This is a genomic window from Mammaliicoccus sp. K-M42 (assembly GCF_022386375.1).
GTDB lineage: Bacteria > Bacillota > Bacilli > Staphylococcales > Staphylococcaceae > Mammaliicoccus > Mammaliicoccus fleurettii.
Genome location: NZ_JAJNIS010000026.1, coordinates 1 through 19,312, shown reverse-complemented (window position 1 = coordinate 19,312; position 19,312 = coordinate 1). Strand labels below are relative to the sequence as shown.

Genomic DNA, 19,312 nt, shown 5'->3' with positions numbered 1-19,312 from the left:
TACTTAAGGAAGGGTTTACATTCTTTTATCATAGTTTACATTTGCTTAATAATAAAAAGAACTCAAAATTAATTGAGTTCTTTTAAATATTTTTCAATATCAGTTTTTAATCTAGGTCCGAATGTTTTTGAATAACTATTTGATATATGTCCTTTATCCATATAAACAATTACATTTCCTATAACCGGTACAAATTTGCCATTTTCTTTAAAGTACTTTGTATAATCAACATATTTTGTATTCTTCGGCTTTTCTTCAAGTTGACTCCATTTATCCTCTTTTGGTAAGCGTTGTTTGGCATTCATTTTATTGATTGTTTCTTTTTCACCAAATTTATCTAATGTCTCTGGAACATTAAATTCATACCGTGGATTATCTCTTATTGCCATTATTGGTGTCTTAGTTGAAGTGATATTCTCAAATTGTTTAATTTGTAATGGATCTATTTTACCATTTATATCTGTACTTGAATCTGCTGTTGTTACAACTAAATCTATATCTTGCTTTTCAATTTCTTTGATTAAGTTTTTATTCCATTCTGTACAATCTTGCTCACTATCTTTAGTTGTCAATACACAACCACTTTTCGTCATGTTTAAGACTCTGTAATTACCTTCTTTAGCAGCGGTTTGTAATGCACCAAGCCAATGTTGTGCATGAGAGCTTCCAACTAGTGCAATTGTCTTATCATAATCTTCTTTCTTACCATATTCTCCAACTAAAACTTTTGACTCCCCTATTTTTTGATGTACTTTGTCTCTAGTAGAATCAGGAGATTCATTTCTAATTTTCGAAAATTCTGGTATCACATCTACATCATCATTTACTTTAACTTGTTTTTCTGCAGCCATTGCACCAGGATAGTCCTCACTTAATGCAACTTTATCTTTTTCTAATGGATTATTAAATACAATGAAATATAATGCTGCCACAGCTATTAAATTAATTACTAAACCAATCCCTAACTTTTTAAATGAAATTTTATCTGAAGATGCTGTTCGAATTGGCTTTTCAATATATTTTGTCATTAAGTGTGATAATAACCAAGAAAGTAAAATCATACATATTCCTAAAATAATACCTGGTTTTTCGTTGTTATGATATTGATAGAATGAAAGTATTACCCAGTGCCACAAGTATAACCCAAATGATAATCCACCTACTTTTACCATAAAGGAAGAACCTAGAAATTTCTTAACACCAAGCTTTGTTTCGTGGTTTCCAGATACTAAAATAAATACTGCACAAAGCATTGGCCATAATGCAATATATCCCGGAAACATTGTTGATACATTGAAAATAACACCTGTTAAGATCAAACCAATTAGACCTAACCAACCTATAATGCTAGCTACTACACTGGATATTTTTATTTTAGATAAATTAATTGCTAATAACCCACCTAATGAAAACTCCCAAACTCTAGTTAATGTATGGAAATATGCCCATGGTTGATTTACATTTGTTAAATATATTGAATAAATAAAAGATACAATAAATAAAGTACCTAAGAATAAATTCATTATATTTACGATTTTCAAGTTTGTTTTCTTTTTATATATCACAAAAATCAAACTAAATAATAAGAACCAAATAATATAAAATTGTCCTTGTATAGACATTGCCCAGAAATGTTCTACTGGTGTCTTCATTTGATCTTTATTTAAGTAATCAGTACTCGATAAAGCGAGTTGCCAATTTTGATAGTAAAACAATGAAGCTATAATTTCTTTTATAGTTTTACCTAATATCGATTCAGGCAATAAGAAAAAGCTTAATACGACCGTTGTAAGTAATACTGTGATAACTGATGGAAATAATCGTTTAATTAATCCTGTTATGTAAGGTAAAAATTTAAATGATCCTTCCCGATTGTATCTAGATATGATTGATGTCGTTATAAGAAATCCTGAAACAACGAAGAATACATCTACGCCTCCTGATACCTTTCCAAACCATATATGATAAATTGCTACTAGCAATGCTGCAATGACTCTTAAACCCTCGATTTCAGGTCTAAATTTCCTCTCTATATTGATTGGTTGTGTCTGCATATGAAAAACTCCTTTTAATATTATACAAATGTTAGTATATCTATCTAGATATTCATTAGAAAGATAAATATATAATATTTACAATATCTTAATACGTAATTAAAGAATCCCTAACAATTGAATTGTTAGGGATTCTACTATTTCATATGCAGATTTATGTTTTTAATAAATTGATGATATATTGTGTCACCTTCAAAATGGGCACTTCTTTGTTCACCATAACTTATAATATTCTGTATTTCATCACTATTATAGTTTTCAATAATATATGCCAATTGATTGCCATAACGCTTTATATCTTGCTGTTCTATTAGATAACCGTTAACTTTATTATCTATTAAAAATTCTGGTCCATAGCAACCTTTATAACTCACCACAATATTACTTTGATACATCGCTTCTAAAATGACTAATCCAAATCCTTCAACTCTAGATGGAACTGCGGTAATTTTACTAGATGCTAAAATTTTAGATAGTTGATTTGTAGTTGGTTTCAATTGAACGATATCACTTATACCATATTGTTGTATCATTTTTTTATAATGTTCTTTTTCTTGGCCATCACCGTATATTTCAAGTTGATAGTCGTATTTCCTCATAGTTTCTTGTATATGGTTAATACTTTCAATCAGTAAATCAAAACCTTTTTCTTGTTCAAAACGACCAGCAGCAGTAATAACATTTTGCTTTGCAATATCATATTTAGTTTCTTTAAGAATATTAGGTACTATTATAACCTTGGTTTCTGACAGTCCTTGCTGATAATCCATTTTATCTTCATTCGTCAAGGTTGTTACCAAATCTAGCTTATTATAAGATTCAAGAATGCTTTTTTGATATTGTTCATTATGCGCATGTAAATACATATGTTCCATACCTATTTTTAAGACATCACTTGGACCATAATCTGCAACAAGTATATTATAGCTTGCGCGTGTACCTACAATTATATCTGTATGAACATTTTTAATTTCTCGAATAATTTGTTTCTCTATATAACTTGAAAACTGATGTAACCCTGGCTCAGACGGATGTATTATTTTCGGTTTAAGTAAAGGTGTGAATTTATTCAATCTATTCATAAATATATTAGTTAAACCTTTAACTGTTTTGTTATACTCTATAATTGGTTTGATTTCAATTTTTTCATGCAAATCAAAATAAGGTTTTTGATTTGCTTTGAAAACTGAAATAATTTTTACTTTATGTCCTTTTTCACTTAAAATATTTGCCAAATTAGAAATTGATTTAGTTGTACCACCCATATGATATATATTGTGAACTAAAAATGTAAAAGATTTCATAATAATCACCTATTTCAGATCATGGACTCATCTATCAAACTTGTGATAGTTTCGTATGATTCATTATTTTTATTAATAAATTTTTCGTTAATGTCGTAATATTCTCCACTCAATATTGCTTTAAATAAAGCCTCTTTTTCAAAGTATTGATTCTCGTTTACTAATTCATAAATATGTTTATATAAACCTCTATTGTAGTCATAAACTTTATAGTCTGGTGTATATAAGTATACCTTTTTATCAATCGTTAACGCATCAAATATAATAGATGAATAATCGCTAATTATAATATCGGATACTAATATAAGTTGTTGCGTTTCAAATTGAGCTGTATCAATATAATTCTTATGTTTATTAGAATGATCTTCTTCATGATATTTATAGATGATATTATATTTCGACTTTATTTCTTCAGGAAATTCAAGTAAAAATTCTTCATCATTATTATCTCTCCATGTTGGCGTATATAGAATCGTTTTTTTCTCTTTATTTAAATTTAAAAGTTGTTTAATACTTTCGATTTCATTCATATCCCTTTTATATTCCAATAAATATTGATTCCTAGGATAACCACAAGATACTATCTTTGTGTCTTGCATAGGAAATGCAGATTCAAATACATAGTTAATCGATTCAACATCAGTAATAAAATAATCTTGCTTAATTAATTTATTATACTTACGTGCTCTATAATTAAAAATATCAATATTTTGTTTAGGTTCTTTACTATCTAAAAATAACCGTTTTAATGGTGTACCATGCCATAATTGGATAATCGTTCCATTAGGTTTTATATTGTCTGGTAAATAACTCTCCAGTATCACGACACTAGCTCTTTCTATCATTTCATTTGTTTCAATATGACTAGGTGAAATAAAATGATCACCTTTTTTATCATCGGTAATAAAATATACCGTGTATTTCGAATATTGTTCTGTTAAATACTCAAACAAATACTTTGAATTACCTCTATATCCAAAATCAAAACCTAAAAATACAATATAAGGCTTTAATTTTGTTTTATCCTTTTCATAAATGTTTATAGATTCCAACTGTTTTTGTACAGCTTTTTTATTTAAATTTTGATAGGTGCTTTTTGGTAATTTAAACTTTGTTTTCAGCATTATCTTGTCAATCGTTCTAGCATTATACGGTAAGCTGACTTCTTTCATTTCAAACACACTGTTCATAGAACTAAGCAGCGCTAATTTATTTATATAAAATTTCGACTCTGAATCAAGATTTTGCTCTTTCAAAGCTTTTATTCCATGTATACTTGGTTGGTTTTGATCATAAAAATCAAATACAACATGAGAATCTATTTTAATTTCATCTAAATGAATTAAAGCATTTAAAGTAATATCAAAAATATTTTCCCATTCAAAGTTAGTGATTAACCATTTTAAATCTTCTTTTTCAAAAATAATATTTGGTTGAAGCGTTACATTATTAAACCAATCAGATATTGTTATAAATGCTTTTCCCATATATCTACTATCGTTTGTATAATATCCGTTATTTGTATAATCGACTATATAAGAATTGTCATCTAGCTCTGTATTTTTTACAATATCTTCTCTAACTTGAGTATATTTATCTTTTAAAATAATATGACTTACTTCCCGACAATGCGTATTTATGAAGTTCTCTAAGTTCGGTTGCTCATGAATATCTATAATTTTAATCATTTTACACCTCTAATAATATTAAATTAATACAATAAATTGACTTCATTGTCTGTACACGTAAGATTTATGAGTAATTTCATTGTTATAATTATAACATTTCTGCAAAGTTTTCATTTTGGTAAAGGGTCATCCCATTTTACTCAAACTCAACATATTCTAGTATAATATACTAATAAGTAATAAATATACATTATAACCATTTTCAGAATTGTAAAATGGTTATTTTGATGAAATAATAACCTAAAATACCTTAATATAAAATTTACAAAGTAGACAAATAGTTTACATTGGTATACATATATATTAAGCTTGATATATAAAATAATGAGGTGAAAAAAATGCAAAGAGTAATTACTTATGGAACATATGATTTACTACATTATGGCCATATTGAACTTTTAAGAAGAGCTAAACAATATGGGGACTATCTAATTGTTGCATTATCGACTGATGAATTTAATAAACTTAAAAACAAAAAATCATACTATAATTATGAACAAAGAAAAATGATGCTTGAGTCAATAAGATATGTAGACCTTGTAATTCCCGAGAATAATTGGGAACAAAAAACAGATGACGTTAAAAACTATAACGTAGATACATTCTTAATGGGTCATGATTGGGAAGGTGAATTTGACTTCTTAAAAGATGAATGTGAAGTCATATACCTTAAAAGAACTGAAGGTATTTCAACAACTCAAATTAAAAAAGAATTATATGGTACCGAATAGAACACTTAATTGTGTTCTTTTTTTATGGTTATAAATGTTAAAATTTAGTAATTATGGTAATATAATGTTAAAAACATTAGGAGAGATACATGAAAAATTTATACAAATTTTCCCTATGTATTATTGTGGGATTAATCATTATACTGTTTATTAACCAATTTAAAGATTTTAATAAAAAAAAGGATGCTTTTACATCAGAGACAACATCCTCTCATCAAAGTAAAAATCATAAAAATATTGCTAACTCTGATAAGGAAACTTTCATTGAATTTAAAGACGTTAATGATTATTTGACTACATCAAATTTCAATGGAAATATCACAATATATAAAGATAATAAACTCGTGATGAGTGATGCATATGGTTATAGAGATTTTGAAAATAGTATAAAAAATGATTCTAAGTCTATGTACTTAATCGGGTCCGCCAATAAATTCATAACCGGATTAATGTTACGCCAGTTAGAAGAAAAAGGCACAATCAATATAAACGATAATGTGAACAAATATATACCAAACTTCCAAAATAAATATCCCATTAGTATTAAAGATTTAATGTTGCATCGAAGTGGATTAGCCAAAATAAATTTAAATCCTAATATGCATAACTTAGACGGAGCTATAGCAAGTATTAAATCACAAGGTGTATTACCTGCACAGTATCATCAATTTAACTATAATGATGCAAACTATATAACCCTAGCTAAAATCATTGAAGTCGCAACTAATAAAACATTTGAAGAAAATCTCAATGAAATAATACTTAACAAAGCCCATTTAAAATATACATCACGTTATGATTCAGTTGAACATAAGAAATATATGGCTAAAGGATATAAATCTATCCATAACCAAAATATTTACGTACCACCTATGAACTTAGATAAGTATGATGGTGCAGGTAATATTTATATTTCTACAGATGATATGGCTAAACTCGTAAAGAAATTTAAATCTGATAGTATCCTATCTCATTCATCTACAGTAAACTTACTTTCAACAGGAGATTTAAATTTATACCCAGGTACTTATAGATACGGCTTTTATAACTATTTAAACTATCAAAGATATAGAGGTATTTTTTATAAAAATGATATCGTTACATATTCTAATGATCGCTATATCGTATCTATAGCAAGCAATAAATTACCAGAACCATACAATCAAGAAACTGAGAAGATGGCACAACATATATTCACTAATATACTGGGACAACAATTGAAACAAAAATAGGTGAATTAACATAGATATTTATTTTATTTAAAAAAGAGAGTAGCTCAGACAAATTAATTGTTCGAGCCACCCTCTTTTTTCTAATGAGATATTTTCTTACTTTTATTTTTTATACTTCTTAAATTCATTTTTGTTTTGAGTTTTAAAAGTTTCATTTGATAATTTCTATATGTCTTTTTATTAAACTCTAATTTCAATTCTTTAGATACTTCTACATACTTTTCATATTGTGCACCTGAAGAGATTGTTAATATAAGCTCTTTCAATTCTTTCACACTATCTGTCTCAATCTTTTCTATGCCTTTTAAATATTTGGTAGCTGGGTTTATTAAATCATCTAAATTTTCTACCTTCATAAAATTGTTACGGATTAAGAAATAAATGATTAAATAGTCCATTCTATAACTGTAATAATTACTTACTTTTTCTTTTAGTTCATCTAAAATAACTAAGGATCTTTTTCTTACTTCTGTAGCATCATTTAAATACTTTTCAATATGTTTATAACTAGTTGCTACAATAGAATCTTCAATTCCAATATTATATAAATATGCTAGATCATCTATTATTGTGATTTTACTGTTCGACCAAGCTTTAAAGTTAAAAGTGTGTTCTTCACAAAATGTTATATCTTCATCAAACCTTATATCACGTATGATTTCACTCTTATATAGCTTCCCATATGGTCCAATTGACTGAATGATTTCAGGTGTACGATTTAATGTTGTATGCTCGATAGCTTTTAAATCATTGTAAGTTTTAATTGGTCTTATTTCTTCTCCAATTAAATGTGATACTTTACCAACAACAATATCTGTGCCGTTTTCTTTTATAGCTTTAACCATTTTATCGATTATTCCCTCACCTAACTTATCATCAGCGTCACAGAACATAATGTATTTACCTTTAGCAATACTTATACCTTCGTTTCTTGTTGCTGCTGCCCCTTTATTCTCTCTGTTTAATAGAACAATGTTGGGATTGTTTATTTTACTAATAACATCTGCACTATAATCTTTGGAACCATCATTAATACAAATTATTTCATGTTCATAGTTACTTTTAATAGAGCGAATCGTTTCTTCTATTGTTTTTTCAGCGTTATAAATTGGTATAATGACACTTACTTCCATAGGTTTAGACTCCTTTTTTTATAAAATCAATTAGTTTTTTCGTCGCATCAAAATGAGTATATTGATGCCACATTGGCTTAATTGCTTCATTAACTTTACATCGATTAACTAGTTTATAAAGCATTTCTAAATTATATGCTTTATTTTCTTTAGTCATTTCATAATAATATTTATTTAACCCTCTCATCTCATCATATTTTTCTTCATCATAGCAATAAAATATTATAGGTTTGTTTAGCAATGAAGCTTCTATACTTAGAGAACTATAATCTGTAATAATAACATCTGCTATTTCAACCAATTCTTGAATATTTCTTTCGTCTGAATCATAACTTGTAATGCTCGGGTGTAACTTAGTTATGAGTTCATAATCAGGACACATTTTTTCAAATACTTCTTTATCAATTGTTTGTATCTTATTCGTATAATCTCTATATGTCGGAACATATAGAGCGATTTTTTTTGAATGATCATTATATGTATGTTTATTTTTATATTGATCTAATCTCGGTAATCCAAACGGTAACATTTGTTCTTCTTTAGCATCTAAACTATTTATAAAAACATTTTTCATTATATCTGAACTAACAAGATAGTAATCTGTAAAATGATAAACAGATAAATAATTTTTTATAAGCTGTTTATTGCTTTTGTTTATACTATTATCTTCAAGTCCAAAGTTCTTCAATGCACCTGCAGCATGCCAAGTTTGAATGACAGATTGTTCTCTTGATTTACTAATACTGCCAAGTAATAAATAATATGTATCAATAATAATTGTTTTACTTTTTTTAATTGCTTTAAGTTGCTGGACTACATATTTATTTTTTAAATTTATCACTTTATCAACTTCTAAACTGTTAGCAAATTCAAGCCATTTTGGGTGTGCAATGATTGTGATACAGTAGCCTTCTCTTTTAAGTTCTTCAATAATTGGTAATACATCTTCTTTAAAAGTCATAAATACAACAACATTTCGACTTTTTATATTGTGTTTGAAAAATTTATTAAATATGAATAATAAAGAAAGATAAACTTGTTTAATCACATTTCTAATCACTTTGACACTTCCTAACATGAATTAAGTTCTTTTTATAAAACAAGGATTACTCATACGAGCAATCCTTTTTTATTGATTATTATTTTAAATAAAGTCAGCAAATCTTTGTCTAAATTTAACATGTAATATAGAACCGACAACAAAGAATAATGCTGTTACGCATATATTATACAGCGCCAATTGCCAATGGTCGATTATGTACCAATTATCATAAAGGATTGCCGCTCTATATCCTTCCGCAAAGAAAAATACAGGGTTTAATTTCATGATCAATTCTATAATAGAACCTTTTTCTGGTATCCATAAAATCGGAGACATATAAAACAACATTCTTAGAATAGCTTGCATAGCCATTTGAGTATCACGTATAAGCACACCTAATGTTGATGTAAACATTGATACTGAGAATGCAAATGCATATACTAAAGGCATATATATAAACAATTGTAAAATATAAATCGATGGTAAGATACCTGTTGGAATACAAATTAAAACAATAGCTAAAACTAGAATAAGATGACTATAAAATTTACTTGTTAAAATATAAGCAGGTATGGCAGATAATGGAAAGTTCATTTTCGCTACTTGATTAAATTTAGTTGATATAGATTTAGTACCTTCTAATACACCTTGGTTTACGAAGAACCACATACTTATACCGACTAATAAATATAAAATAAATGGCACACCATCAATTGGTGCATTTTGTCGTATCCCAAATCCAAACGCAAACCAATAAACAAAGATTTGAAGCATAGGATTTATAATTTCCCAAGCTAAACCAAGATAGTTGTCATGATTTGAAATTTTTAATTGGAACATCGCTAATCTTTGTATTAGATAAAAGTTTTTAACATGCTCTTTTATCACAGTAAATACAGCATTCATGAATATCACTCTCTCGCTTAGACATTTATTACTTAATCAATAATATAGCATCAATTACTAATAGATGATATATTTATCTTTAGGTTAATCATATAATTACAGAACATATATAATTTACATGATTCCAACAAAATTTACAATAAATTTACTAAACTCTTAAAATAATGCATAATAGAATTGTTAATAATTATAAGGAATGAAGTACATATGAAAGAATCAGTTATCATTAATAATCTAACAAAAGAATATAAAATTTTTAGAAGTAATAAAGAGAGATTGAAAGATGTGTTCTTACCAAAACATCAAACTAAAAGATTTTTTGCACTACAGGATATTACTTTCACTGCTTATGAAGGAGATATTATAGGTTTAGTAGGCATTAATGGTTCTGGTAAATCAACATTGAGTAATATCATAGGTGGCTCTTTACAACCCACTGGTGGTGATATTGAACGTCATGGTGATGTGAATGTTATAGCAATTAATTCAGGCTTAAACACGCAATTAAATGGTGTAGATAATATCGAATATAAAATGCTCTTACTTGGCTTTACTAAGAAACAAATTAAAGAACTAACTCCTGAAATTATTGAATTCTCAGAGTTAGGCGAATTTATCTATCAACCAGTTAAAAAATATTCAAGTGGTATGAAATCTAAATTAGGTTTTGCGATTAATGTTACAGTTAATCCTGACATTTTAGTTATAGATGAAGCCTTGTCTGTTGGTGATCAAACTTTCACTAAAAAAAGTTTAGATAAAATGAATGAATTTAAAGAAGCAGGAAAGACAATTTTCTTCGTTAGTCATAATATTGGACAAGTTAAAGATTTTTGTACAAAAATCGCTTGGATTGAAGGCGGGAAGTTAAAAGAATTTGGCTCTAATGAAGAAGTATTACCTAAATATCAATCATTCTTAAAAGAGTTCAACAAGAAATCCGCTAAAGACAAAAAAGCTTTTAAAGATGAATTAGATTCTACTCGTTTTTATATTAAGTAATTAAATATAATATCCAAAGTAAAAATAGGCTGAGACAAATTTATGTCTCAGCCTATTTTTATTCTATTTTACTCACCACTATCTTTACTGTTCCATCTTCATTCATACATACTATCTTATTTTTAATTATTTCTTTTATTAAAGGTTCATTTATCTTAATTGGATTTTTATATTGAACTTTATATTTATACCAGACCAGGTCATTTAGTAGCCATTCACAAACTAACTGTCCTGGAACAATTTCATCATGTATAGGATTAGCGTCATTGATAAGTTTTAAGTAAGCTTGAACTATTTCTAAATCATATTTCATATTGTTCCTCACTTCTCTATAAATGTTTGATTGATTGTTACATATGTTTCTTCTTCTTTTTTTATCTTTAAGCTAAATTGATAGATTGTATAAGATTTTACATGAGTTCTTTTTTCTTTAGTTAAGACCGCTTCATACCATGTATCTACAATTAAGTCTTTATACTTATTAATACTCGTTTCTCTTAAGTATATTTCTGTTTCCAAAAATTGCTCAAACATTTGAAATTTTGGCCAAATACTCGCTAAGTACAATACTGGTACGGTCTCTTTACGGTCATTATTTTGTATAAGTAATTTATATGCATTTATATCTTCTGTACTAAATACTATATCAATTATTTCTGTTCCATCTTTTGAATAATGCTGCATGTCCCATACCTCCTCCTATTCCCATTGTAGCTATAGAAGTATTGATATGCTTCATATGAAATAATCGTGTTACAAGTTGAGCTCCACTTGCACTATACGGATGTCCGTTGGCTAATGCACCTCCATAAATATTAAATTTATAATCAGGTATATTTAACATTTCTTTAGATGCTAATACTTGAGAACTAAATGCTTCATTAAATTCTATACCATCAATTGCATCTATATCTAAATTTTGTTTCTTTAGTAAAGATTCCATTGCAGGTACTGGACCGATACCTAATACTTTTGGATTTACACCTTTTACAACGCTGTCTACAAATTCTAATCCTTCCTCGTATCCTAATGAAATTGCTTTTTCTTTACTCATAACTAAAAGTAATACTGCTCCATCATTTTTCATACAACTATTACCAACGGTTATAGTCCCACTCTTAATTAACGGTTTCAATCGAGATAAGGTTTTCAAAGTCAATTTTGGCTTTATACTTTCGTCACGATCAACCCATTCATTTCGCACTTTAATAGGTAATATTTCATGGGATATATGTCCTTTTTCTAATGCAGAAATTGTCTTTTGATGACTATTATATGCAAAATCATCTTGTGCTTCTCTAGTTACTTGGTAAACTTGAGCAACATTTTCTGCCGCTTCAATCATAGATGGGTCTTCTCCATCAGGTGCAAATGAAGCTCTTTCAAAAATATTTGGAACATCGGATTCATAAACTGATTGTGGTCTTTTTATTTTCCAAGGTGCCCTACTCGTACTTTCTACACCACCAGCAATATAAATATCCCCAGCATTTGCTTGTATCATTCGACATGCATATGTAACAGCTTCTATTCCTGATCCGCACTGTCTATCTATAGTTACACCTGGTATATGTTGTGGCAATTTTGCTTCTAACAATGATTTTCTAGAGATATTCCCTCCATTACCTACAACATTACCTAAGACGACTTCTGATACATCTTCAATCGCTTTACTATGTTCGTTTAATAAATATTCATATAAAGGTTTCAATAATATTTCAGGTTCTAAATGTTTAAATACACCACCATATTTACCAAAAGGTGTCCTTTTCGCAGCTACAATAACTGGTTCCATTCTTCTCCTCCTATGTCGTATAATATTTTCATCTTATGTCTAGCTATCTTTCCACTAGTTGTATATATCATTTTGTTAACTTTTATTAATTTAGATGGTATTTCATATCGACTTAAGCCACATTCTAATAGCAATTCTTTAACTTTCAAATAAGATATTTTTTCTTGTCCTTTATATATTAAAACAGCTATTTCTCCAAACTTATTATGTTTTTCACTAATAATAATTGCTTCATCGATTTCTTTTGAGTTTAAGAGGTTTTGCTCTATACTTTCAGGATAAATATTTTTCCCTCCAATAATTAGCCGATCACTTTCCCTTCCATATAAAAACAATTCATTTTGTTCTGAAATGGATGCCCAATCACCAATTTTAATCCATTCTTCAAATTTCTCATCATTTAAATAACCACTAAAAGTCATGTCACTTTTTACATACAAGATACCAACTTTGTCTTTATCTTGGTTTGTAAATTTAACTTTAACACTCGGAAACAACTTACCTACTGATTCAATAGATGCATTCCCATTAATATTATAGCTAATAAAACTAGCTTCTGAGCTGCCAAAAAATTCAATGACATCTATTTGTGGATATTCTTTTTTGAAAGTTTGAAATATCGTATTGGATAATTTGGCTCCCGATGAAAAGACACTATTAACCTTCTCTAAGTTAACTTTATAATTAAGTAAACTGTGTAACATCGTTGGCACAATAAACATCGTTTTTTGCTCTTTAATTTTATTCATTACTTTTTCTAAAGATTGTGCATTAAATTTACATTGACCAATGAACCCTCTACCGGTACATAAAGCATAAACCATGGCATATAATGACAATGAATGGGCATGAGGGCCAGGAGCTACTATAACTTGAGTATTGTCTTGCATTAACTTCTCATTGTATTTAAATGACTTAACCCACGAATCATTATTGCGCATGTATGCTTTAGGAGTACCAGTTGTACCTGAAGTAAATCCAATATGCAAAGTGTCGTTTGATATGTTGTTATGATTAGAATGATTGAAATAACTTATTGTATTAGAATCTGCTATGAATACATCAATATAATATATATCTATCAAATGTTTTATTTTTTCATCTGTTAAATTTACATCAAATACACATGGAATTTGATTATTCATCAAAGTAGCAATATACCATTTCATAAATTGAATTGGATGCTTTATTGCAATACCTACCATTATATTTTCAGGATATTGCTTTAACTTTCCAGCTAAAATTTCTGATTCATTCCATAATTCACGAAATGATATCGATTGGTTTTCTATGTAAATTGCTTTGACTTGTTGTTTTAAATAAACTTGTTCTTTAATTAGATCCAAAATTTTCATAAACTGAACACCTTCTCGCATTGTTAACTATATTATATCATTCAGTTAACAATATTGATTAATAAAAAGCAAAAAAAACAACTTGTCATGATAAGCATCAGCTCACAACAACAAGTTGTTCTATTAAAATTTATTTATATTTCATATATTCATATTTATTCTTTTTAGGTGTACTTGATTTTTGAAATTGTACTTCTTTTAAGAACAATGGAATCTTAAGAGCACGGTTCACACGTTTTAAGTCAGTTATAATTCTATATAACCATTCTAAATTGAGTTTAATAAACATGTTAGGTGCACGTTTGACATTACCACTTATAACATCGAATGACCCACCTACACCCATCATTACTGTATGTTTAAAATGATGACGATTGTAGTATATCCAATCTTCTTGTTTAGGAAAGCCCATTGCTGCAAAAATAAAATCAGGTTCGAATTTCTTAATTTTCTTAGTAACTTTATAATCAAGTACATGTTTATATCCATGCTTATGATCAAAGGTTATATTAGGATATTGTTCTTCTAAAATTTTTCTAGTAGCTTTAACGCCTTCTTTAGAAGATCCCAGTAAGAACACTCTCTTGCTGCTAGCATTCGCGATATTTAACATTTCTTCCATTAACTCGATACCTGGAATACGTTCTTTCAAAGGTGTATTCAAATATTTAGCTGCTTTAACAATACCGATACCATCTGGTACAATGTAATCCGCATGTTTAATTCGTCTTTGGTAATGGTTATTGTTATAAGCGTAATGAGCAATTTCTGGATTCGCAGTAACAACAAATAAATTGTCATTTGTTTCTTGGTTAACAAAATATTTAATTCGTTCGACCATCTCGTACTTTGTAAGGTTTGCAAATGGCAAACCAAGTACATTTATTGTTTGTGGTTTAATTACATCAAACGAATTCTCTCTATTTAATTTAATTTGTTCACCAATGCTACTTAAATCTTTTTCTAGTACTTTTGCCATTTGTTTCACCTCACATTCTTCACTATAATTTACACCATTTCTACATAATTTACAACAAATTTACATTCAACACTCGTTAATCGATACACATAATTCATTTAAATTGTTGAATTTTACTTGTATAATCGTATATGATGTATAATATGCAAAAATTTATATTTTAAATCAAATCACGAATAGAAGGGTAAATATATAATATGAATAGATTCGCAAAGATAGGTTTACTTTTGATGTCCATGATTCTTATGATACTACCTGTAGTATTCGGCCTTATGCTTTATCTTGAAACAAAAGGTGCTATAAATGATTCATTTCTAGATTCAAAAAAAAGCAAATCATCTTTAAGAGATAAACCAGTAGACCCAAGCTTAGATCATGTTTCCGTATTATTTTTAGGTGTTGATGATAGCGATTCTAGACGTAAAGGTGGCCAAAAAGCTAGCCAGTCTCGTACAGACGCAATGATTTACACTACATTTAATAGAGACAAAAAGCAAATACGTATGGTAAGTATTCCACGTGATACTTTGAGTTATATACCAGCAGTTAAGTACTATGACAAAATTACACATGCACATGCTATTGATGGTCCAGAAGGTTCAATGGAAAGTGTTGAATCTACATTAAATGTGCCAGTAGACTTTTATGCACGTATTAATATGGAAGCTTTTGTAGAAGTTGTAGACGAGCTTGGTGGTATTGAATATGATGTACCATTCAGTTTAAATGAACCTAATACAGAAGATAAAGGCAGAATTAAAGTTAAAAAAGGAAAACAAAACTTAACTGGTGATGAAGCTCTTGCAGTTGTACGTTCAAGAAAACAAGACTCAGATTTAGAACGTGGTAAACGACAAATGGAAATGATAAAAGCCATTATCAAAAAAGCACAAGAAACAAATTCAATTAATAAACTAGACGATTTAGTTAAAATAGTTGGTAAAAATGCTAAACATAATTTCACATTTGATGATATTCAAAACTTAGCAACTACTTACTCTTCAAGCAAAGTGAAAATTAAAACAGAACAAATAACTGGTACAGATGCTAACTTTAATGGTGTTTATTTCTATAATCCAGATTTAGATAACTTATTAGAACTTTCTAACAAACTGAGAAAAGATTTAAAACTACCTAAAACTAAAAAGACAGAAATGATGAATTATTTAATGACTCAAGCTTATGGTGATCTTATGCCATATATCGAAGTTTCGAAAAAAAGTCTAAAAAGTGGTGAAACTAACACAGACGATTCTTCAGAGACAGTTGAACCAGCAGTTAAACCTGATAATGATGAATCAATAGAACAGCCGACAGAGCAACCTACTGAACAGCCTATTGAACAACAGCCTGTAGAGCAGCCACCTACCGAAGAAGTGCCGTCACAAGAAGTGCCACAAGCACCACAAGAAACACCGCAACAAGCTCTTGAACAAACTAATCCAGGAGTAGACCCTAGTGTACAACAGCAACAAGAACCTAATGTTTACTAGGAAAGGAGGTATATTATGATTGAACGTAAAACATATGAAAAGTATGAACAAATCAATACAATGTTTGATGCGTTAGAAAATCAAATCATTCATTCTGGAGATTTATCTAACTTTAGAAAGAACTTATACTATGTTAATCATGAACATCATGAAAATTACGAAGCATTGTTGCTTTATTATAATCAAGCAAACCATGATCCAATTGTAGATGGTGCTTGTTATATTATTGCAATTCCAGAAATATTTAATGCAATTAACATTTTCGATAATCCCCTTCCATTCTCATGGGTATACACTGAAACAGGGTTAACAGAAGAAATGAAATCATTAAGTGTGCACTTACAATATCTCGTTGCCGCAGCATTAGAAACAAGCCAAATTCAAATATTCACACCAAGTGGATACACAATGGGCATTACCAATTGGAGCATCCATCAACTTAGATTGTTTTGGCAATATACAGCGATTGTAAGAAGAGCAGCAATTCAAAATTAAAAATTATAAAAATATAACTCTCCAATCCGAATTTTATTACCAGGATTAGGAGAGTTATTTAATTAATTAGAGTGAAATACATTAATAATGTATAATAAAAACATTCAATTTAATGGAGGTACTATCATGATAAAAATAGTTGAAAATGATATAGAAAAACAAGATGCACTAACAATAAGAAAAACAGTTTTCGTAGAGGAACAAGGTGTGCCATTAGAAGCAGAAATTGATGAATTTGAAGAAATTTCTAAGCACATTATTCTTTATCATGAAGCAGAACCTGCTGCAGTAGGAAGATATAGAACATATCATAACGGTTACGCTAAAGTTGAAAGAGTAGCCGTATTAAAACCATACAGAAAATATGGTTATGGAAAAAAAGTAATGGATTTTATAAATTTAAAAGCTAAAGAAGATGGATTCTTAGGTACTGTCTTAAATGGCCAATCTCATGCAAAAGGTTTTTATGAAAAATTAGGATATATAACAGAAGGCGAAGAGTTTTTAGAAGAAAACATCCCCCACTATCATATGAAACTGACTTTTAGCTAAATTATTATTCATCTCAAATATTAAAGTTACATTACAATTTAGATAATTTTCATACTTTACTGTCAAAAAGCCTTATAATGTTATTAAATAAAATACCTATTCAAAGGAGATTGTTTATGGATAAAAAATTCTATTACAAAACCCCTGCACTTGTAGCAATGACTTTAGCAGGTACGACACTCGTTTCTCATCAGGTGAATGCAGAAGAAACATCAAACAAAGATAACAAAAACATCATTGAGCAACATAACAATGCTAGTCAAATTCAAGATGAGCAAAAAGAATTAAAAAGCCAATCTTTGAACGTATCAGGTACAAAAACATATAAGGATCCATCTATAATAGATGAGCCTAAAGTAACTGAAGATACTTCTAAAGATACTTCTGATGTTGTGAACACAGATAACACTGCTTCTCAAGATGTTACAAATCAAGATAGTACTGAAGCTGTTCAAGATACTGAAGATAACACTTCTGAAGATACTACAGATGTTGTAGATTCTGATAATACTGCTTCTCAAGATGTTACAAATCAAGATAGTACTGAAGCTGTGCAAGATACAGTGGATAACACTTCTAAAGATACTACAGACGTTGTGAACTCTGATAACTCTGCTTCTCAAGATGTTGAAGATCAAGATAGCTCTGAAGTTGCTCAAGATACTGAAGATAACACTGCTGAAGATGCTTCTGACGTTGTAGATTCTGATAATACTGCTTCTCAAGATTTTGAAGATCAAGATAGCTCTGAAGTTGCTCAAGATACAGAAGATAGTACTTCTGAAGATACTACAGATGATGTGAACTCTGATAACACTGCTTCTCAAGATGTTACAAATCAAGATAGTACTGAAGCTGTTCAAGATACAGTAGAGAACACTTCTGAAGATACTTCTGACGTTGTAGATTCTGATGAATCTACTTCTCAAGATGTTACAAATCAAGATAGTACTGAAACTGTTCAAGACACAGAAGACAACACTTCTGAAGATACTTCTGACGTTGTAGATTCTGATGAATCTGCTTCTCAAGATGTTGAAGAACAAGATAGCTCTGAAGTTGCTCAAGATACAGAAGATAACACTTCCGAAGATACTTCTGACGTTGTAGACTCTGGTGAAACTACTTCTCAAGATGTTGATGATCAAGATAGTACTGAAGCTGTTCAAGATACAGAAGATAGTACTTCTGAAGATACTTCTGACGTTGTTGACTCTGATGAATCTGCTTCTCAAGATGTTGAAGATCAAGATAGCTCTGAAGTTGCTCAAGATACAGAAGACAACACTTCCGAAGATACTACAGATGTTGTAGATTCTGATGAAACTACTTCTCAAGATGTTGAAGATCAAGATAATACTAAAGGTGTTCAAGATACAGAAGACAACACTTCCGAAGATACTTCTGACGTTGTAGATTCTGATGAATCTGCTTCTCAAGATGTTGAAGATCAAGATGGTTCTGAAGTTGCTCAAGATACAGAAGACAATACTTCTGAAGATACTACAGATGTTGTAGATTCTGACGAAACTTCTTCTCAAGATGTTGATG

Annotated in this window: 17 protein-coding genes and 1 pseudogene; 7 read left to right on the top strand and 11 right to left on the bottom strand. The window is 29.1% G+C overall.

Features of this window, described 5'->3' with window-relative positions:
- Positions 1–68 precede the first annotated feature (68 nt).
- The 3 genes from LQ668_RS11040 to LQ668_RS11030 all read right to left on the bottom strand — a co-directional run bounded on the left by LQ668_RS11040 (position 69) and on the right by LQ668_RS11030 (position 5,046).
- The gene (locus LQ668_RS11040) at positions 69–2,054 is read right to left on the bottom strand and encodes an acyltransferase family protein (RefSeq protein ID WP_239700499.1); all 1,986 of its coding nucleotides are present in this window, start codon (positions 2,052–2,054) and stop codon (positions 69–71) included.
- 137 nt (positions 2,055–2,191) lie between these two features.
- Positions 2,192–3,358: a glycosyltransferase gene (locus LQ668_RS11035; protein ID WP_078356745.1), complete on the bottom strand. Its 1,167-nt coding sequence runs from the start codon at positions 3,356–3,358 to the stop codon at positions 2,192–2,194.
- Positions 3,359–3,372: 14 nt separating this feature from the next.
- On the bottom strand, positions 3,373–5,046 hold the full coding sequence (locus tag LQ668_RS11030; protein WP_078356744.1) for a CDP-glycerol glycerophosphotransferase family protein: 1,674 nt from the start codon (positions 5,044–5,046) through the stop codon (positions 3,373–3,375).
- Between the two features lie 338 nt (positions 5,047–5,384).
- On the opposite strand from LQ668_RS11030, the gene tagD reads away from it, so the two are divergent.
- Positions 5,385–5,777, top strand: a complete 393-nt coding sequence (gene tagD / locus LQ668_RS11025; protein WP_078356743.1) for a glycerol-3-phosphate cytidylyltransferase — start codon at positions 5,385–5,387, stop codon at positions 5,775–5,777.
- Positions 5,778–5,866: 89 nt separating this feature from the next.
- Positions 5,867–7,009, top strand: a complete 1,143-nt coding sequence (locus LQ668_RS11020) for a serine hydrolase domain-containing protein (RefSeq protein ID WP_239700497.1) — start codon at positions 5,867–5,869, stop codon at positions 7,007–7,009.
- Between the two features lie 80 nt (positions 7,010–7,089).
- Here the strand turns inward: LQ668_RS11020 and LQ668_RS11015 are convergent, their stop codons facing one another.
- The 3 genes from LQ668_RS11015 to LQ668_RS11005 all read right to left on the bottom strand — a co-directional run bounded on the left by LQ668_RS11015 (position 7,090) and on the right by LQ668_RS11005 (position 10,090).
- A complete protein-coding gene (locus LQ668_RS11015; RefSeq protein WP_239776029.1) occupies positions 7,090–8,142 on the bottom strand; it encodes a glycosyltransferase family 2 protein in 1,053 nt (350 codons plus the stop codon).
- A gap of 4 nt (positions 8,143–8,146) precedes the next feature.
- Complete coding sequence (locus LQ668_RS11010) at positions 8,147–9,202, bottom strand: CDP-glycerol glycerophosphotransferase family protein (RefSeq protein ID WP_239700493.1); 1,056 nt, start codon at positions 9,200–9,202, stop codon at positions 8,147–8,149.
- Between the two features lie 84 nt (positions 9,203–9,286).
- The gene (locus LQ668_RS11005) at positions 9,287–10,090 is read right to left on the bottom strand and encodes an ABC transporter permease (RefSeq protein WP_078356739.1); all 804 of its coding nucleotides are present in this window, start codon (positions 10,088–10,090) and stop codon (positions 9,287–9,289) included.
- Between the two features lie 207 nt (positions 10,091–10,297).
- Here LQ668_RS11005 and tagH point away from each other — a divergent pair, with 207 nt between their 5' ends.
- Positions 10,298–11,092, top strand: coding sequence for a teichoic acids export ABC transporter ATP-binding subunit TagH (tagH, locus tag LQ668_RS11000; RefSeq protein WP_078356738.1), 795 nt, complete (start codon positions 10,298–10,300; stop codon positions 11,090–11,092).
- A gap of 58 nt (positions 11,093–11,150) precedes the next feature.
- Here the strand turns inward: tagH and LQ668_RS10995 are convergent, their stop codons facing one another.
- From LQ668_RS10995 to LQ668_RS10975, 5 genes are all read right to left on the bottom strand, one after another.
- Positions 11,151–11,405: a hypothetical protein gene (locus LQ668_RS10995; RefSeq protein WP_239700491.1), complete on the bottom strand. Its 255-nt coding sequence runs from the start codon at positions 11,403–11,405 to the stop codon at positions 11,151–11,153.
- A gap of 8 nt (positions 11,406–11,413) precedes the next feature.
- Positions 11,414–11,776 (bottom strand): hypothetical protein, encoded by a 363-nt coding sequence (locus LQ668_RS10990; protein WP_078356736.1) that lies wholly within the window; start codon positions 11,774–11,776, stop codon positions 11,414–11,416.
- On the bottom strand, positions 11,739–12,887 hold the full coding sequence (locus LQ668_RS10985) for a thiolase family protein (protein WP_239700489.1): 1,149 nt from the start codon (positions 12,885–12,887) through the stop codon (positions 11,739–11,741). Before LQ668_RS10985 ends, LQ668_RS10990 begins: the two co-directional genes overlap by 38 nt.
- Entirely contained in the window at positions 12,869–14,242 is a 1,374-nt protein-coding gene (locus tag LQ668_RS10980; protein ID WP_078356734.1) for an AMP-binding protein, read from the bottom strand. The genes LQ668_RS10985 and LQ668_RS10980 overlap by 19 nt, the downstream gene beginning before the upstream one ends.
- Before the next feature lie 130 nt (positions 14,243–14,372).
- Positions 14,373–15,221 carry a WecB/TagA/CpsF family glycosyltransferase gene (locus LQ668_RS10975; protein ID WP_088368990.1) on the bottom strand — a complete coding sequence of 283 codons (849 nt, stop codon included), beginning with the start codon at positions 15,219–15,221 and terminating at the stop codon, positions 14,373–14,375.
- Positions 15,222–15,418: 197 nt separating this feature from the next.
- Between LQ668_RS10975 and LQ668_RS10970 the strand changes: the two genes are divergently transcribed.
- The 4 genes and pseudogenes from LQ668_RS10970 to LQ668_RS10955 all read left to right on the top strand — a co-directional run.
- A complete protein-coding gene (locus LQ668_RS10970) occupies positions 15,419–16,714 on the top strand; it encodes an LCP family protein (protein WP_239700488.1) in 1,296 nt (431 codons plus the stop codon).
- An 18-nt stretch (positions 16,715–16,732) separates the two neighbouring features.
- Entirely contained in the window at positions 16,733–17,209 is a 477-nt protein-coding gene (locus LQ668_RS10965) for a DUF2538 family protein (protein WP_078356886.1), read from the top strand.
- A 126-nt stretch (positions 17,210–17,335) separates the two neighbouring features.
- Entirely contained in the window at positions 17,336–17,761 is a 426-nt protein-coding gene (locus LQ668_RS10960) for a GNAT family N-acetyltransferase (RefSeq protein ID WP_078356732.1), read from the top strand.
- A 116-nt stretch (positions 17,762–17,877) separates the two neighbouring features.
- Positions 17,878–19,312, top strand: a pseudogene (locus tag LQ668_RS10955) (hypothetical protein); the annotation flags it as partial.

Excerpts from the sequence above, each read along its gene's own strand:
- LQ668_RS11040 (WP_239700499.1), bottom strand. The coding sequence starts at position 2,054 with ATGCAGACACAACCAATCAATATAGAGAGGAAATTTAGACCTGAAATC.
- LQ668_RS11035 (WP_078356745.1), bottom strand. The coding sequence starts at position 3,358 with ATGAAATCTTTTACATTTTTAGTTCACAATATATATCATATGGGTGGT.
- LQ668_RS11030 (WP_078356744.1), bottom strand. The coding sequence starts at position 5,046 with ATGATTAAAATTATAGATATTCATGAGCAACCGAACTTAGAGAACTTC.
- tagD (WP_078356743.1), top strand. The coding sequence starts at position 5,385 with ATGCAAAGAGTAATTACTTATGGAACATATGATTTACTACATTATGGC.
- LQ668_RS11020 (WP_239700497.1), top strand. The coding sequence starts at position 5,867 with ATGAAAAATTTATACAAATTTTCCCTATGTATTATTGTGGGATTAATC.
- LQ668_RS11015 (WP_239776029.1), bottom strand. The coding sequence starts at position 8,142 with ATGGAAGTAAGTGTCATTATACCAATTTATAACGCTGAAAAAACAATA.
- LQ668_RS11005 (WP_078356739.1), bottom strand. The coding sequence starts at position 10,090 with ATGAATGCTGTATTTACTGTGATAAAAGAGCATGTTAAAAACTTTTAT.
- tagH (WP_078356738.1), top strand. The coding sequence starts at position 10,298 with ATGAAAGAATCAGTTATCATTAATAATCTAACAAAAGAATATAAAATT.
- LQ668_RS10995 (WP_239700491.1), bottom strand. The coding sequence starts at position 11,405 with ATGAAATATGATTTAGAAATAGTTCAAGCTTACTTAAAACTTATCAAT.
- LQ668_RS10990 (WP_078356736.1), bottom strand. The coding sequence starts at position 11,776 with ATGCAGCATTATTCAAAAGATGGAACAGAAATAATTGATATAGTATTT.
- LQ668_RS10985 (WP_239700489.1), bottom strand. The coding sequence starts at position 12,887 with ATGGAACCAGTTATTGTAGCTGCGAAAAGGACACCTTTTGGTAAATAT.
- LQ668_RS10980 (WP_078356734.1), bottom strand. The coding sequence starts at position 14,242 with ATGAAAATTTTGGATCTAATTAAAGAACAAGTTTATTTAAAACAACAA.
- LQ668_RS10975 (WP_088368990.1), bottom strand. The coding sequence starts at position 15,221 with ATGGCAAAAGTACTAGAAAAAGATTTAAGTAGCATTGGTGAACAAATT.
- LQ668_RS10970 (WP_239700488.1), top strand. The coding sequence starts at position 15,419 with ATGAATAGATTCGCAAAGATAGGTTTACTTTTGATGTCCATGATTCTT.
- LQ668_RS10960 (WP_078356732.1), top strand. The coding sequence starts at position 17,336 with ATGATAAAAATAGTTGAAAATGATATAGAAAAACAAGATGCACTAACA.